This window comes from Azospirillum rugosum (genome assembly GCF_017876155.1).
Taxonomy (GTDB): Bacteria; Pseudomonadota; Alphaproteobacteria; order Azospirillales; family Azospirillaceae; genus Azospirillum; species Azospirillum rugosum.
In genome coordinates this window covers 51522-66260 of record NZ_JAGINP010000034.1, presented here as the reverse complement: position 1 = coordinate 66260, position 14739 = coordinate 51522, and the positions used below count along the sequence as shown (strand labels likewise).

At 68.0% G+C, this 14739-nt stretch carries 15 protein-coding genes; 3 read left to right on the top strand and 12 right to left on the bottom strand.

Annotated features, from left to right (window positions below):
- Nucleotides 1-70: 70 nt before the first annotated feature.
- The 6 genes from J2851_RS32535 to J2851_RS32510 all read right to left on the bottom strand — a co-directional run bounded on the left by J2851_RS32535 (nucleotide 71) and on the right by J2851_RS32510 (nucleotide 5596).
- The gene (locus J2851_RS32535; protein ID WP_209772261.1) at nucleotides 71-430 is read right to left on the bottom strand and encodes a DUF6867 family protein; all 360 of its coding nucleotides are present in this window, start codon (nucleotides 428-430) and stop codon (nucleotides 71-73) included.
- Nucleotides 430-1140 (bottom strand): ABC transporter ATP-binding protein, encoded by a 711-nt coding sequence (locus J2851_RS32530; protein ID WP_209772260.1) that lies wholly within the window; start codon nucleotides 1138-1140, stop codon nucleotides 430-432. The genes J2851_RS32535 and J2851_RS32530 overlap by 1 nt, the downstream gene beginning before the upstream one ends.
- Nucleotides 1141-1144: 4 nt before the next feature.
- On the bottom strand, nucleotides 1145-2041 hold the full coding sequence (locus J2851_RS32525; RefSeq protein ID WP_209772259.1) for an ABC transporter ATP-binding protein: 897 nt from the start codon (nucleotides 2039-2041) through the stop codon (nucleotides 1145-1147).
- On the bottom strand, nucleotides 2041-3558 hold the full coding sequence (gene livM, locus J2851_RS32520; protein WP_209772257.1) for a high-affinity branched-chain amino acid ABC transporter permease LivM: 1518 nt from the start codon (nucleotides 3556-3558) through the stop codon (nucleotides 2041-2043). The genes J2851_RS32525 and livM overlap by 1 nt, the downstream gene beginning before the upstream one ends.
- 1 nt (nucleotide 3559) lies before the next feature.
- A complete protein-coding gene (locus tag J2851_RS32515; protein ID WP_209772255.1) occupies nucleotides 3560-4465 on the bottom strand; it encodes a branched-chain amino acid ABC transporter permease in 906 nt (301 codons plus the stop codon).
- 363 nt (nucleotides 4466-4828) lie between these two features.
- Nucleotides 4829-5596: a hypothetical protein gene (locus tag J2851_RS32510; protein ID WP_209772254.1), complete on the bottom strand. Its 768-nt coding sequence runs from the start codon at nucleotides 5594-5596 to the stop codon at nucleotides 4829-4831.
- Between the two features lie 239 nt (nucleotides 5597-5835).
- Between J2851_RS32510 and J2851_RS32505 the strand changes: the two genes are divergently transcribed.
- Nucleotides 5836-6750 (top strand): ROK family protein, encoded by a 915-nt coding sequence (locus J2851_RS32505; RefSeq protein WP_209772252.1) that lies wholly within the window; start codon nucleotides 5836-5838, stop codon nucleotides 6748-6750.
- 1 nt (nucleotide 6751) lies between these two features.
- Here J2851_RS32505 and J2851_RS32500 read toward each other — a convergent pair whose 3' ends face one another.
- From J2851_RS32500 to J2851_RS32485, 4 genes are all read right to left on the bottom strand, one after another.
- Nucleotides 6752-7150, bottom strand: coding sequence for a hypothetical protein (locus tag J2851_RS32500; RefSeq protein WP_209772250.1), 399 nt, complete (start codon nucleotides 7148-7150; stop codon nucleotides 6752-6754).
- Between the two features lie 177 nt (nucleotides 7151-7327).
- A complete protein-coding gene (locus tag J2851_RS32495) occupies nucleotides 7328-9028 on the bottom strand; it encodes an ArnT family glycosyltransferase (RefSeq protein WP_307420838.1) in 1701 nt (566 codons plus the stop codon).
- Nucleotides 9025-9828: a glycosyltransferase family 2 protein gene (locus tag J2851_RS32490; RefSeq protein WP_209772248.1), complete on the bottom strand. Its 804-nt coding sequence runs from the start codon at nucleotides 9826-9828 to the stop codon at nucleotides 9025-9027. The genes J2851_RS32495 and J2851_RS32490 overlap by 4 nt, the downstream gene beginning before the upstream one ends.
- A 146-nt stretch (nucleotides 9829-9974) precedes the next feature.
- Nucleotides 9975-11522, bottom strand: coding sequence for a DegQ family serine endoprotease (locus J2851_RS32485; RefSeq protein ID WP_209772246.1), 1548 nt, complete (start codon nucleotides 11520-11522; stop codon nucleotides 9975-9977).
- A 546-nt stretch (nucleotides 11523-12068) separates the two neighbouring features.
- Between J2851_RS32485 and J2851_RS36465 the strand changes: the two genes are divergently transcribed.
- Both J2851_RS36465 and J2851_RS32475 read left to right on the top strand, forming a co-directional pair.
- Nucleotides 12069-12818 (top strand): hypothetical protein, encoded by a 750-nt coding sequence (locus tag J2851_RS36465; RefSeq protein WP_281416125.1) that lies wholly within the window; start codon nucleotides 12069-12071, stop codon nucleotides 12816-12818.
- A 223-nt stretch (nucleotides 12819-13041) separates the two neighbouring features.
- Nucleotides 13042-13266, top strand: a complete 225-nt coding sequence (locus J2851_RS32475) for a ChaB family protein (RefSeq protein ID WP_209772242.1) — start codon at nucleotides 13042-13044, stop codon at nucleotides 13264-13266.
- A 28-nt stretch (nucleotides 13267-13294) separates the two neighbouring features.
- On the opposite strand, the gene J2851_RS32470 is transcribed toward J2851_RS32475, so the two are convergent.
- Together J2851_RS32470 and phoU are read right to left on the bottom strand one after the other, a co-directional pair.
- Nucleotides 13295-13741: a hemerythrin domain-containing protein gene (locus J2851_RS32470; protein ID WP_209772240.1), complete on the bottom strand. Its 447-nt coding sequence runs from the start codon at nucleotides 13739-13741 to the stop codon at nucleotides 13295-13297.
- Between the two features lie 104 nt (nucleotides 13742-13845).
- On the bottom strand, nucleotides 13846-14571 hold the full coding sequence (phoU, locus tag J2851_RS32465) for a phosphate signaling complex protein PhoU (protein ID WP_209772238.1): 726 nt from the start codon (nucleotides 14569-14571) through the stop codon (nucleotides 13846-13848).
- Nucleotides 14572-14739 lie beyond the last annotated feature (168 nt).

Here is a 14739-nt window from a genome sequence, read left to right as displayed (position 1 = left end):
ACCTCCACTGTCGCGGACTGCGACAGTTTCACCAGACCAACTATCCTCTTCGGATAGGAGGAAAGACGCATTATTCGGCGAGCGTGCCGCCGACGCGCTCGCGCCAGCCGAACGGACCGGAGCGCTCATACAACCAAGGATATTGGGAGACCATGCGCCGCGCCACCGCAATGCGGTAGGCCGTCAGCGTGATGGCGCCGATGACCACGGTGTGGACGACGAATCCGTACAGCGACAGCAGCTGCCCGCCGAACAGGCCCCAGACCAGGAACCGGTCGCCCAGCCCCAGAAGCAGGATGTAGGCGAGCGCCAGCCGCAGCGGCTTCCAACCCTCCGCCAGCGTCTGCCCGGTCAGGATGCCGCAGCCGCCGAACACCAGCACCGTCACGCCCAGGAAGACGGGCAGCGATGAACCGAGAATGCCGTCCATCAGTGACCTCCCTCCAGATAGGCGGTGCGCACTTCCTCGTTGGCGAGGAGCTCGGCGCCGGTGCCCGACATGGTCACCTTGCCGTTCACCATGACGTAGCCGCGGTGGGCCAGCTTCAGCGCGTGGAACGCGTTCTGCTCCACCATGAACACGGTCATCTTCTGCTCGCGGTTGATGTCCTTCACCGCCTGGAAGATCTGCTTCACCACCAGCGGCGCCAGACCCAGCGACGGCTCGTCCAGCAGCAGAAGCCGCGGCTGGCTCATCAGCGCGCGCCCGATCGCCAGCATCTGCTGCTCGCCGCCCGACATGGTGCCGGCGCGCTGGCCGATGCGCTCCTTCAGGCGCGGGAACAGCGTCAGGACCCGCTCCAGCTCGTTGGCGAAGCTGCCCGGCTTGGCGGTGATGGAGCCCATCTGCAGGTTCTCCAGCACGCTCATCCGCGGGAAGATGCGCCGACCTTCGGGCGACTGGGCGATGCCCCGCCGCACGATCTCGTAGGTCGGCAGCCCCGTGATGTCCTCGCCCTCGAACAGCACCCGGCCCATGCGGGCGCGCGGGTTGCCGCAGATCGTCATCAGCAGCGTCGACTTGCCGGCGCCGTTGGCGCCGATCAGCGAGACGATCTCGCCCGACGCGATTTCGATGTCGACCCCCTTCAGCGCCTCGATCGCGCCGTAGAAGGTGTGGACGCCCGATACCTTCAACATGGCCTCAGGCCCCCTCTTCCGCTCGCTTCACATCGTTCTGGGCCACCTCCGGCAAATCGTTGGCGACCTCCGCCGGCAGCTCTGCGTCCTCGTCCTCGCCCAGATAGGCGCGGATCACCGCCGGGTCGTTCTTCACGAAGGCCGGATCGCCGTCGGAGATCTTGCGCCCGTAGTCGAGCACCACGACGTGGTCGGAGATCCGCATCACCACGCTCATGTCGTGCTCGATCAGCAGCACGCCCGTCTTGTGATCGTCCCGGATGAAGGTCAGCAGCTCGGCCAGTTCGCCCGACTCGCGCGGGTTCAGGCCCGCCGCCGGCTCGTCCAGGCACAGCAGCACTGGCTCCGTGCACATGGCGCGCGCAATCTCCAGCCGGCGCTGCGCGCCATAGGGAAGATTGCCCGCCGACCAGTCGGCGAAGTCGAGCAGGCGCACGCGGTCCAGCCAGTATTTGGCCAGGTCGATCGCCTCGCTCTCCGCCTTGCGGTAGCTCGGCAAACCAAGCAGGCCGGCGATGGAGAAGCCCGACGCCCGGATCAGCTTGTTGTGCTGGGCGACGACCAGGTTCTCCAGCACGCTCATGCCGCCGAACAGGCGGATGTTCTGGAAAGTGCGCGCGACGCTGGCCTGCTGCGAGATGCGATAGCCCGGCATCCGCTCCAGCAGGAACTCCTTGCCGTCGGGGTGGCGCAGCGTCAGCCGGCCGACCGTCGGGGTGTAGAAGCCCGTGATGCAGTTGAACAGCGTGGTCTTGCCCGCACCGTTCGGCCCGATGATCGCGGTGATCTCGGCGTTGTTGGCGACGAAGGAAACGTCGCTGTTCGCCACCAAGCCGCCGAAGCGCATGGTCAGGTGTTCGACCGTCAGCAGGGGCGTTTTCGTCATGGACAGGTCCGTCATCACTTCGCCCTCCCCCCGGCGATGCCTTGGCCGCCGGCCGCGGCCGTGCCGGCGGCGGCTCCGCCGGCACCCTTGCCGTTGCGGCCGTAGAGGAGAATGGTGGGATCGCGGTGGGCGAGCAGGCCGCGCGGGCGCCACAGCATGATCAGGACCATGCCCATACCGAAGGCCAGCATGCGGTAATCAGCCAGTTCGCGGAAGGCCTCGGGCAGGCCGATGACGAGCAGGGTCGCCACCACCACGCCGATCTGGCTGCCCATGCCGCCCAGCACCACGATGGCGAGGATGATCGCCGATTCGATGAAGGTGAAGCTCTCCGGGCTGATGAAGCCCTGGCGGGTGGCGAAGAAGGAGCCGGCGAAGCCGCCGAACATCGCCGCGATGGCGAAGGCGGCCAGCTTCATGTTGGTGCGGTTGATGCCCAGGGACGCGCAGGCGATGTCGTCCTCGCGCAGCGCCTCCCAGGCGCGGCCGAGCGGCAGCTTCCGGATGCGCAGGGTGAAGACGTTCACCACCAGCGCCAGCACCAGGATCAAGTAGTAGAGGAAGACGATGCGGTGCAGCGGGCTGAACTCCAGCCCGAACATCTCGTGAAAGGCCAGCGTGCCCTCCGGCGGGCTGCGCACGAAGTCGGCGACGCCGAAGAAGCTCGGGCGCGGGATGCCGGAGATGCCGTTGGGGCCGCCGGTGAACTGGTACCAGTTGACCAGGATGATGCGGATGATCTCGCCGAAGCCGAGCGTGACGATGGCGAAATAGTCGCCGCGCAGGCGCAGCACCGGGAAGCCCAGCAGCACGCCGGAGCCGGCGGCCAGCAGGCCGGCCAGCGGCAGGCAGACCCAGAAGCTGAGGCCGAAATAATGGGCGAGCAGCGCGTAGGAATAGGCGCCGACCGCGTAGAAGGCGACATAGCCGAGGTCGAGCAGGCCGGCGAGGCCGACGACGATGTTCAGGCCCCAGCCGAGCATGATGTAGGTGAGCAGCAGGATGCCGATATCGAGCAGCTGGCGGTCGGCCAGCGGCGTCATCGGGAAGGCGAGCGCCACGACGACGGCGATCGGCCCCAGCCAGCGCGAGGCGTGCTGCACCTTGGCGGCGATGCGGTCCATGCGCTGGTCGCGCTCCGCCTGGCTCAGCTTGGAGCGGCCGGTGCGGATGGCGATGGCGGCGCGGATGGCGATGATGGCGCCGCCGGCGATCAGGATGACGCGCAGCGCCTCGGTCGGCATCTGGATGAGGAAGCCGGCGGCCGTGGCGGCGGCGGCGAGCACCAGCACCACCGTCGGCTGCCCGTCGCGGATCAGGCAGAGGCCGAGGCGGCCGAGGAAGACCAGCCCGACGGCGGCGGCGACCTCGGCCCAGCGCGTCTCCAGCCCGAGGCCGGTGGGACGGTCGACGGTGCGCAGACCGACCAGCGGCACGGTAAGGAGCAGCGCGACGAAGGCGGTGATGGCCGCCTCCTTGAGGATCGCGGGCCAGGCGATGGACCGCGGGGAAGACACGGAGAGCGCGGTCATCTTACACCTTCTCGATTTCCGGACGGCCGAGCAGGCCGGTCGGGCGGAAGATCAGGACGAGCACGAGGATGGTGAAGGTCGCGACGTCCTTCCACTCGCTGCCCATGTATCCCGACCAGAAGGCCTCGATGAGGCCGATGACCACACCGCCGAGCATGGCGCCCGGCAGCGAGCCGATGCCGCCCAGCACGGCCGCGGTGAAGGCCTTCACCCCCGCCAGGAAGCCGATGTAGAAGTCGATCACGCCGTAGATCAGCAGCACCATCATGCCCGCGACCGCGGCCAGGGCGGCGCCCATGACGAAGGTCAGGGAGATGATGCGGTCGACGTCGACGCCCAGCAGGGCCGCCATCTTCTTGTCCTGCTCGCAGGCCCGCTGCGCGCGGCCCAGCGAGGTGCGCGTGATCAGCTGCGTGAAGCCGTACATCAGCGCGACCGTGATGATGATGGTCGCCAGACGCACGTAGCTGACCGACACCGCCCCATCCATCAGGGTCAGGTTGCCGGGCAGGATCGGCTGCAGCGGCTTCGACCGGGCGCCTTGCAGGATCTGGACGTAGTTCTGCAGGAAGATCGAGATGCCGATGGCCGAGATCAGCGGCGCCAGCTTGGGCGAGTTGCGCAGCGGCCGGTAGGCGATGCGCTCCACCGTCCAGCCGTACACCGCCGTGAACAGCATCGACGCGGCCAGCATCACCACCAGCGCCAGCGGCACCCAGGTGATACCCAGGGCGCCCAAGGCGAGGAAAGTGATCAGGGCCACGAAAGCACCGATCATGTAGATCTCGCCATGGGCAAAGTTGATCATGCCGATGATGCCGTACACCATCGTGTAGCCGATCGCGATGAGGCCATAGATGGCGCCCAGCGAAATGCCGTTGATCAACTGTTGAAGAAAGTATTCCATCGTCTCACCTCGCCTTAGCGCGATGCAAAGGCACGGGCGTGCGAGACGGGCACGCTCAGTACACCGGTCACGTGAACAGCCACTCCCCGAACTGGCTTACCCGTGCGACTAGGCGCGGGGCCAAGATTGTTGTCTAGCCGGAACGTTAGCCCACCCTGTTTGGACAGGGCAAGAGGGCAAACCCTCACTCTATCTGCGGTAATACCAATTTTCAGCGAATTTGCAATATCGATTCAAGCCTGTTTTGAGAAATTTGCACTTGCAATCAACCATGACGAAAGTCCCAAGGCATGAAAAAAGCCCTCCCCGATGTGACGGGAAGGGCTTTGCAACGGCCATGCCAACCGCTGTCGGACGAACCGCTCAGCGCTTCGCGGACACCACCTGGGCCTTGTCCGCAACTTTCGGCTTGCCCGGCGCCTTCGCCGTAGTCTTTCCGGTCGACTTCGGCTTGGCCGTCCGGGTGGTCGGGGCCTGGGCGGTCTCGATGGGGGCGTCGGGATTGCTGACGACCTGGACGCCGCACAGCGGCTTTGCCGACAATTGCATCAGCCCGGCGTTTTTTTCATCCGCGGTCAGGACGCGCAGATCGTCCGGAGTCAGCTCCATCGCGGTCTTCGAACGGTCCACGAAATTGGCGCAATAACCGCCCGTCCCGATCACGGCCGCGCGGCGGCTGATCTCGTTGGCCAGCTCGGTGCGGTACATGTCGAATTGGCGGGTCGGGTTGCCGGAGCTGTGCTTGCGGAAATGGTCGATCAACGCCGCTTCCGAATTGGACACCAGCGAGCGGTTCTTGATCGTGAAATCCTGGTACAGGTTGAACGGCTTCTTGTCCGGCATGACCTGCTGGCAGGTCAGGCCGACCACCATCATCTCCGTGTGCATGCGGATCAGCTGCTCGGCCGCGTGTTCGGCCTCGCTGTAGCAGGCGGACGACTTGCCCGCGGTCGACTTGGCGGAGGATGCCTTGGCGGTGGACTTCGAGGTGGCCTTCGCCGCGGCCGGCTTGGCCGCTTCCTTGGCGGCGGCGGGCATGGCAGCGCCGGCGATCAGCACGGCGAGGCCGGCGGCGACGGCACGGCTCAAGGTCAGGGACGGGAAGCGAAGAGCGGCGCGCTGGCGAATCATCGTTGGTCCGGCTCCGATGGCCATGTTGTCGGGCGGAAACTGGTGAATCCCGCCCATTCCTCCGCTGGTTCTACTCAATCCGAAAGGGCGGTCAACCCATATCGGGCGGCGCTGTTCGATTTGTCTCAACCACCGCCCTCCCCTTGCACGGCGCCGCCGATTGAAGCGCACGATCCTTTCCGGCTATGGATTCCCGCCGGAGACGGCCGCGCCGTCGAATCGAAGGCTGGGACACGCCCATGATCCGCATCGGCATCGACCTTGGCGGCACGAAGACCGAGGGAATCGTGCTCGACCAGGATGGAAACCAGCGCGCCCGCCGGCGCGTTCCCACCCCGCGCGAGGACTATGCCGGCACGGTACGCACCATCGCGGATCTCGTTCGCCGATTGGAGGAGGAGTTCGGCGGCGAACGGGCGACGGTTGGCGTCGGCATACCCGGAATCGTGTCGCCGGCCACCGGGCTGGTGAAGAATGCGAATTCCACCTGGCTGATCGGCAAGCCCTTCGACCGCGACCTGGCCGACGCGCTGGGCCGCCCGGTGCGCGTGGAGAACGACGCGAATTGCCTCGCGGTGTCGGAGGCGGCCGACGGTGCGGGCGCCGGCTGCGGCGTCGTGTTCGCCGCCATCCTCGGCACCGGTTGCGGCGCGGGGATCGTGGTGCACGGCCGCGTGCTCTCGGGCCGGAATGCCGTCGGCGGCGAATGGGGGCACAATCCCCTGCCCTGGCCCACCGACGAGGAGCGGCCGGGCCCCGCCTGCTATTGCGGCAAGCACGGCTGCCTGGAGTGCTTCGTGTCCGGCCCGGCGGTGTCCGCCGACCACCAGCGCGTGACCGGAGCGACCCTGCCTGTGGAGGAGATCGCCTCCCGCGCCCGGACGGGCGACGCGGCGTGCCGCGCGACGCTCGACCGTTTCGCGGACCGGCTCGGCCGGGGGCTCGCCAGCATCGTCAACGTCATCGACCCCGACGTGATCGTGCTGGGCGGTGGGCTGTCGAACCTGGAATTCCTGTACGACGCCCTGCCCCCGATCGTCGAGCGCTGGGCCTTTTCCGACCGCATCGACACGCCGATCCGCCGCGCCGCGCACGGCGATTCCAGCGGCGTGCGCGGTGCGGCGTGGCTGTGGCGCCCGGACGAGCGGCCGTAACTTAGTCGCCGAAGGCCTTGCTGCGCTGGATCGTCAAATCCGGATTGACCGTCACCTCGCGCGGCACGGAATTCGTCAGTTCACCACCGGTCCGGGCCGCGGCACGCCCGTCGCGGACCGGCGGCGTCAGCGACTGGGTGCGGGCGTAGCTGGGGGTTTTCTGGCGGTTGTCCGTGCCATATTGCGGCATACCGGCGCGGAACTCGCCGTTCTTGCCCATGGAGCCCCAGTGCGACGGGCGGGCGCCCGGAATCGGCTGCGCTTCGTCCATGTGGCGCATGTACGGGCCGGTCGGCACCATTTCATCGAACACCCACGCGGGGTATTCCTGCTTCTGTGCGTGCGCCGGCGCGGCAAGCGCGAGCACCGTAAGGGTCGCGAAAGTCATCGTTCGGAGCATGACGGGGCGGCCTTCCATCCGTTTGAGAGCGGAGTTCGGATTCCGCCCCAACGACGGTCGGGCGTCCAGCGGGGATGCGGAGTACCCAGGCGGGGGCCCCTCGCATGCTTCCCCGGACGACGCGGACAGGCACCGCCGGGGCGCATCGGTGCATGCGCGTCCGGCTTGCCAGCGGGATCAGGGTTTCGCGGCGCCGTACAAGGTCAGCGTGACGCGCTTGCCGGTGTTGTAGTTGAAGCCGGACAACCGGTTCAGCTCCACCGGCGCCGTGCCCTTCAACGCGGACCGGAAGTCCGCGTCCTCCCGGCTGTCCACCAGGGCGAGCGCGCAGGCGGGATCCGACGCGAGCGCTTCCGCAGCCCCAGCGCCGTGGGTCAGCCGCGTGTCGGTGCCGAGCAGGAAGACGAGGCTCGGCTCCGAATAGCCGGCCGAGGCGACCGTGGTCGTCGGGCACGGCCGCGCCGCGGCCACCGCCCGCTCCGCCTGCCGGCTGATCCAGACCCCGTCGATCGCCGGGAGCACCGCGCCGTACGCGCAGGCGTACAGCACCAGGGCCGCGGCGAGCCCGGCGCCGAAGCCGGCCTTCTCCCGCCGCTGCACGAACAGGCGGATGGTCAGCGCGTACAGCACCAGGACGACCGGCAGCATGGCAACGGCGGCCGGGTTGATGCGCCCGTCCACGAGGTAAGGAATAACCGCCACCGCCGCGGCAAGCGCGCCGAAGCCGACGACACCCAGGGCCGAGGCTGCCACCAGCAGCACCCGCCTGCGCGCCGTGGCCGTTCGCGCGAAATTGTCCTGTGCCGCGCAGGCGGTCAGGATGGCGATCGCCGGAAAGACCGGAAGCGTGTAGTGCAGCAGCTTCGTGGGCACCGCCTCGAACACCAGCCAACTCGGCACGACCCAGGCGATGCAGAATTTGACCGCGTCGCTGCGGCGGTTGATCCAGGCCCAGGGAACGGCGAGCAGAGCCAGGAAGGACCAGGGCGCGAAGGTCACCCAGAAGGTGCCCAGGTAATAGCCGGGCGGCAGGCCCTTGCTTTCTTGGCCGCCGACCACCTTGCCCATCATGTCGTGCCCGACGGACTCGGCGAAGAAGGCCCCCTTGGTTTTGATGGCGATGGCGACCAGCCACGGCGCGGCGATGGCGACGACGATGGCGAGCCCGGCCAGCGGTCGCAGCCGCTTCAGCCAGCCGGCCCTGCGGTCGACCGCCGCGAGCACCAGCACCGTCGTCCCGGACACCAGCAGGACGATCGGCCCCTTGATCAGGATGCCGATTCCCGCCGAAATCCAGAAGGCGAGCGGCGCGCCCCAGCCGGACCGCTCCGCGTGGCGGTTCAGGTAAAGGCTGGCGAGCGCCGCCTGCCCGACCACCACGGTGGCGAGCAGCACGGCGTCGGTCTTGGCCATCCGGGCCTCGACCCCCAGCACGACGCAGGAGGCCATCATCAGGCCGGCCAGGAAGCCCACCGTCCCGCCGAACAGGCGCGTCCCGGTCCAGGCCGTCGCCAGCACGGCGGCCACCGCCCCGAGGAAGGACGGAATGCGGTAGGTCCAGATGTCCTTCGATGCGTCGCCCAGGGCGCCGTCGACCAGGGCGGTGGCCGCCGTCTGCAGCCAATAGATGCCGACGGGCTTCTTGTGCCGCGCCTCGTCCTGGAAGCGGATGTCGACGAAATCGCCGCTCTCCAGCATCTGGTAGGACGCCTGGGCGAAGCGCGCCTCATCACGGTCGAAGGGCGGCAGATCGAAGAAGCCCGGCAGGAACAGCAGGACGCTGACCACCACCAGCAGGGCATAGGCGAAAAGCGGCAATCCTCGCCGGCGGACCACGGGGGGTGCCGCCGCGGCCGCGTCGATCACCGCTTCGCTCACGGTTCGCCCGCCACGGCGGGTTCAGCCTTTCGGTCAGCCGGCGCGGCGGCCGTTTCCACGGACGCCGACAGCGCGGTGCGCCGCTTCAGCCAATAGACGCCGAGCAGGTCGACCACGCCGATCAGGCCTCGGCGCCAGTTGTTGTACTTGGAAACGCCTCGCTCACGCGGGCGGTGGTTGACCGGGACATAGGCGACCGGATGGCCGTGCGCGCGAAACAGCGCCGGCAGGAAGCGGTGCATCGCCCCGAAGAAGGGAAGGTCGAGGAAGGCGTCGCGGCGGAACAGCTTCAGGCCGCAGCCGCTGTCCGTGCAGCCGTCCTGCAGGAAGGACTGGCGCACCGCGTTGGCGAATTTGGAGGCCAGACGCTTCGACAGCGTGTCCTTGCGCTTCTTGCGCAGGCCGCCGACCAGCACCGGCGCGTCCGGCCCGCCCTTGGCGACCAGCGCGAACAGGTTGGGAATGTCCGCCGGGTCGTTCTGCCCGTCGCCGTCGAGCGTCGCGATCCACTCGCCGCGCGCCGCCTTCACGCCGGTGCGCACCGCCGCGCTCTGGCCCGAACGGTTCAGATGCCGGACGAGGCGCAGGCGGCCGGCCGCGACCACGGGCGCCAGCCGCGCCAGCGTGTCGTCGCTGGATCCGTCGTCCACATAGACCACTTCGAAGGCGCCGACCGGCGTCAGGGCCCGCTCGATTTCCTCAAGCAGGGGGAGGACGTTGTCGGCTTCGTTGAAGACCGGCACCACGACCGACAGCCGAACAGGCGGACGGCCCTCGGAAAGAACGCTCACTGGACACATCCCATTCGCCAAAAGCCATTCGCCACATGGCCCATTCGCCAGACGGCCGGCAAAATACGCCGGCCGCCGGGTGAACGGTAGCGGAAAAGGTATGACCGTGCCGCGTGTCCCCAGTGCCTGGACCCAAATGCCTGAGCCGGGTGCCCTTATCCCTTCTTGTCCTCGATGGGCAGCGGCACGTAGCGAAGGTCGCCGTCGCGGCTGACCAGCATCAGGACGGTCTTGCGCCCCTCCGTCCGCGCCGCCTGGATGCGCTTGTCCAGCTCGTCGGGCGTCTTCACGGGCTCCTGCCCCGCCTCCACGATCACGTCGCCGGCCTCGATGCCGCGGTCGTTGCCCGGGCTGGCGTCGCCGACCTCGGTGACGACGATGCCGTCGACGTCGGTGTTGATCGAAAAGGCCTCGCGCAGGCCGGGCGTCAGCGGCGACAGGGTCAGGCCCAGCACCTTCTTCGACTCGACCTGCGAGGTTGCCGGCGGGGTGCCGCTGGACCCGGCGGCCGCGACCTGCTGCTGTTGCTCAAGCTCGCCCACGGTGACGTCGACCGTCTGCGGCTTGCCTTCGCGCAGGACATCCACCGGAACCTTGCGGCCGATCTCCGTCGCGGCGACGACGCGCGGAAGTTCGCGCATCTGCTCGATGGCCTTGCCGTTGAAGCTGGTGATGATGTCGCCCTGGCGCACGCCGCCTTTCCCCGCCGGACTGTCGGGCGAGACGCTGGTGACCAGCGCGCCCTTCGGATCCGGCATGCCCAGGCTGTCGGCGATGTCGGGGGTCACGCGCTGCACCTGAACGCCGAGCCAGCCGCGCCGGACCTGGCCGTGATCGCGCAGCTGATCCACCACCGGCTTCGCGATCGTGGCGGGGATGGCGAAGCCGATGCCGACGGAACCGCCGGTCGGCGAATAGATCGCCGTGTTGATGCCGATCACCTCGCCGTCCATGTTGTAGAGCGGGCCGCCGGAGTTGCCGCGGTTGATCGAGGCGTCGGTCTGCAGATAGTCGTCATAGGGGCCTTGCTGGATGTCGCGGGCCCGCGCCGACAGGATGCCGGCGGTGACGGTGCCGCCCAGCCCGAACGGGTTGCCGATGGCGACCACCCAGTCGCCGATGCGGGTCTTGTCGCTGTCGCCCCAGGACGACGCGGTCAGGGGCTTGCGGCTTTCCACCTTCAGCAGGGCGATGTCGGTCGGCGTGTCGACCCCCACCACCTTGGCCGGCAGCTTGGTGCCGTCGTGCAGCGTCACCGAAATCTCGTCGGCCTCCGACACCACATGGCCGTTGGTCACCACGAAGCCGGCGGCATCGATGATGAAGCCTGAGCCCAGCGCCGCGGTCGGTCGCTGCTGCTGTTGCGGAGGCTGCTGGTCGCGCTGGCGGTTGCGGAATTCACGGAAGAAATCCTCGAAGGGCGAGCCCGGGGGGAATTCCGGCGTTTCCTGTCCGCGCGCCCCGGCCTGCGGAGCCGCCTGCGTGGTCGAAATGAAGACGACGGCATCGACCTGCTTTTCCGCCAAGTCGGCAAAGCCCGCCGGTGCGCCGCGGAACGCTGTTGCTGCCGGCGCCTGGTCCTGTGCGCTCGCCGGCGTTGCGACGACCGGCAGGGTGGCCAGCGCGGCCGCGACGACGCCGGCCTGGACCGTGGATTGCGTCAGGCGCGGCATGAGCCGGATGGAATCGGGAAAATGCGGCATGAAGGAACTCCGCCAGTCTTACAGCACGCGCCCGCATGGGGCCGCGTCTTTTCAACAGAACGCGCCGCGACGCATTCCGGACCATGCGATTTTCAAACGGACGCTTTCGCGGATTCACGACAACAAACATGCCTTTTAAAAAGGCGCCACGGCACGCCGCTATGCATTTCGACGGAACGACCGCGCAACCGGCGCTCGTGCCTTCGGACTAAGGCTTCGCGCGTCCTGCATAGGCGCAATTTTGCTTTGCTGCGCAAAGTTCTGCTGGTAATTTCCCGGCAAGTTCCCGATATTCATCGGTACCGACAACATCGCCCGCAAGACCGGCTCCTGACGTATCGCCACGTGCACGCGCCCGCGTCACGCAGCGTCAGAGGCGTGCGATACGGCCCAAGCAGCTGACGAATGACTCAAAATTCACTTTGGCAACCGAGCGACATAATGAACGCAGAAACCGGGACCGAACCGGAGGCTCCAAAGAAGCGCGGAAGAATCCCCCAGTCGGCGTGGCCGCAGATTCTTGAGCGTTATCGTTCCGGCGCAACCTTGTCGGCGATCGCGCGAGAATTCGAGTGCACGCCGAGCGCCATCTCCTACATCATCCGCAAGGCCGAGGCAGCCGGCGGAGCCGGCGAGGACGCCGCCGAGGCCCCGGCCGAGGCCGCAGCCGCTGAAGCGCCCGTGAGCGAGGAGCCGGCCGCACAATCGCCGGCAGCCGAGTCTCCGGACGCGGCTCCGACGGTTGCCGAACCGGCCGCTCCGCCGGCCGCCAAGCCCGCGGCACGCGCGGAGCGCCGCCCGAAGGCGGTCGCCGAGGCGCCGAAGGCGGAGGTGCGTCCGTCCGCTCCTCCCCCGGCCGCCGCGCCGCAGCCGGCCGCTCCGCAGGTCGAGGAACGCCGCGCCGCCCCGCAGCAGACCGAGACGCTTCGCCTGAACCGCCCGGATCCCCAGCCGGCGCCGCAGCCCGCGCCGGAGCCGGTCCAGTCCGCCGCGGCTCCGGCCCCCTCCGCCGCCCCGGCGGCCGCGGGGGAAGCGCCCCGCACCGGCAGCAACCCGCCGCCGGTCGACGCCGTGGAGGCCCGCCTGCGGGACACCGCGCGCGGGTGCTTGGCCGCCTACCGCGGCTGGCGCCAGCAGCCGGGCGAGGGCTCGATCCAGACATTGTCCGAGGCCGTGCACGAACTGCGCAAGGCGCTGGCGCGGATCGAGATCGACATGTCGGCGAGCCGCCGTGAGGAACAGGCGATTCGCCCCATTCCGATCCCGGCCCACCGCACCGCGCGCCGCACGCCATAAAATCGGGTTTTCGTCATCCGCTTGGGTTTGTGAAAAGGCCCTTCCCCGCCAGCCGGGGAAGGGCCTTTTCCGTTTCGCGCCTTCGCCACCGCCATTCGCCGGTGCAGGTGCAGGTGCAGGTGCTCCCCGAAAATCCCTACCGCCGAAAAGCCCTACAAACGGTGAGGAACATCGGTCTATACTGTTGGCAAAAGAAATTGAAGAATGTACGGAGGAAACGCTCATGACCTATCGTACCAACACGGAGCTTCCCGACTCGGTGAAGGCCAACCTGCCTTCCGCCGCCCAGGACATATACCGCTCCGCGTTCAACAACGCTTGGCAGGGCTGCCGGTCGCCGGCCGCACGGCAGGCCCTTCAGCGCGAGGAATTGGCGCGCAAGGTCGCCTGGGCGGCCGTGAAGCGCCGGTACGAGCGGGTCGGTGACGGCTGGAAGCCGAAGCACTGATCATTTTGCGGAGCGGCGGAAAGGGGTTTTATCCCCGCCGCTGCTCCCGGAGGGCGCGGGCGGCGCGGGTCATCTCCGCCACCTCCTCGGGTGGAACACGGTCGCGGATGACCGGGAGCAAGTGCGACGATTCCCGCTGGCACTGGTCGTCGAACAACGCCTTCAGCCCTTCGAAGTCGGTCAGCCAGCGCCCATCCGCATCGCGCCCGGACGCGCGCCGGACAAGGTCGCGGGCCCGCTCGACCACCAGCCGCTGCTGGGTGAGCAGAGCGTCCAGGTCGGTGCGAAGCTGCGGCACCGCGGACAGATGCGGGGCGACGGCCCGGTCCAGCGTGATGCCGTGGCGTTCCCAAAGATTCGCGAAAGCCGCCATCCCGTCCGCGCGCCCTTCCCAAGCGGGTTGGGTCGCGTTGCCGATGTCGGCGAAGAATTCCCGACCGGCGTCGTGGTCCTGTTCGATGATCGCGGCGATCATGGCTGCCGATCTCCGGTTGCTGCGCCCGGATCGAAGAACCGCGGGCGGGCCCGTCGGTTCCCCGGTCCCGCACCGGCCGGCGATTCGAATCCGCCGATTGGGGCTTACTTTCCCTCCTCCGGATGGCCGTCGACCACGGCGAAGCTGCTGAGGTCGCCCTTCACGCGCTCCTCCGACGGCAGGCGCCCCTGAACCATGTAGCAGACGTTTTCCGCCACGTTGGTGGCGTGGTCGCCGATGCGCTCGATCGACTTGGCAACGAACAGCAGATGCGTGCAGCCGGTGATCTGCGTCGGGGTTTCCATCATGTAGGTGAGGAATTCCCGGAACAGGCTGGTGTAGGCCGAATCGACGTCGCCGTCGCGGTTGCGGACGGACAGGGCAAGCTCGGCGTCCTGCGTCTCGTAGGCGCGCACCATATCGCGGATCATGCCGAGCACCGTCTGGCCCATCCAGGACAGCGACGACACCGGCGGCGCCACCGACAGGGTCGCCAGCGTCACCGCGCGCTTCGCGACCGAGCCCGCGAAGTCCCCCATCCGCTCCAGGTTGGAGGCGATCTTCAGGGCCGACACAATGTCCCGCAGATCCTTCGCCATGGGCTGGCGAAGCGCCAGCAGCCGGACGCACATCCCCTCCAGCTCCAGTTCCAGCCGGTCGATCTCCGCGTCGTTGCGGATGACCTCCGCCGCCTTTTCGGCGTCGCGCTCGGTGATGCACTCCAGCGCGGCGGCGAACTGGGCTTCCACCCGCTGCCCCATGGTCACGATGATCCGATGCAGCTGCGCCAGTTCGGCGTCGAAAGCCGCAACCGTGTGTCCCGTGCTCATCCCCAAGACCCTCCTTAATTGCCCCATGTCGCTTGCCCCTTTCCGGGGCGCTCCGTTCGACCCGCAGGGCGACAGGGTCGCCGATGCCGCAGGCCGGCGATCCATCTTAACGAATGAAAGAGATTATCTTATGACACTGGCCCAGGATTTCTGTGATCCGCGCCCGCT

What these genes read in the sequence shown, in the direction of transcription:
- J2851_RS32535 (WP_209772261.1), bottom strand. Translation starts at nt 430, where the DNA reads ATGGACGGCATTCTCGGTTCATCGCTGCCCGTCTTCCTGGGCGTGACG.
- J2851_RS32530 (WP_209772260.1), bottom strand. Translation starts at nt 1,140, where the DNA reads ATGTTGAAGGTATCGGGCGTCCACACCTTCTACGGCGCGATCGAGGCG.
- J2851_RS32525 (WP_209772259.1), bottom strand. Translation starts at nt 2,041, where the DNA reads ATGACGGACCTGTCCATGACGAAAACGCCCCTGCTGACGGTCGAACAC.
- livM (WP_209772257.1), bottom strand. Translation starts at nt 3,558, where the DNA reads ATGACCGCGCTCTCCGTGTCTTCCCCGCGGTCCATCGCCTGGCCCGCG.
- J2851_RS32515 (WP_209772255.1), bottom strand. Translation starts at nt 4,465, where the DNA reads ATGGAATACTTTCTTCAACAGTTGATCAACGGCATTTCGCTGGGCGCC.
- J2851_RS32510 (WP_209772254.1), bottom strand. Translation starts at nt 5,596, where the DNA reads ATGATTCGCCAGCGCGCCGCTCTTCGCTTCCCGTCCCTGACCTTGAGC.
- J2851_RS32505 (WP_209772252.1), top strand. Translation starts at nt 5,836, where the DNA reads ATGATCCGCATCGGCATCGACCTTGGCGGCACGAAGACCGAGGGAATC.
- J2851_RS32500 (WP_209772250.1), bottom strand. Translation starts at nt 7,150, where the DNA reads ATGCTCCGAACGATGACTTTCGCGACCCTTACGGTGCTCGCGCTTGCC.
- J2851_RS32490 (WP_209772248.1), bottom strand. Translation starts at nt 9,828, where the DNA reads ATGTGTCCAGTGAGCGTTCTTTCCGAGGGCCGTCCGCCTGTTCGGCTG.
- J2851_RS32485 (WP_209772246.1), bottom strand. Translation starts at nt 11,522, where the DNA reads ATGCCGCATTTTCCCGATTCCATCCGGCTCATGCCGCGCCTGACGCAA.
- J2851_RS32475 (WP_209772242.1), top strand. Translation starts at nt 13,042, where the DNA reads ATGACCTATCGTACCAACACGGAGCTTCCCGACTCGGTGAAGGCCAAC.
- J2851_RS32470 (WP_209772240.1), bottom strand. Translation starts at nt 13,741, where the DNA reads ATGATCGCCGCGATCATCGAACAGGACCACGACGCCGGTCGGGAATTC.
- phoU (WP_209772238.1), bottom strand. Translation starts at nt 14,571, where the DNA reads ATGAGCACGGGACACACGGTTGCGGCTTTCGACGCCGAACTGGCGCAG.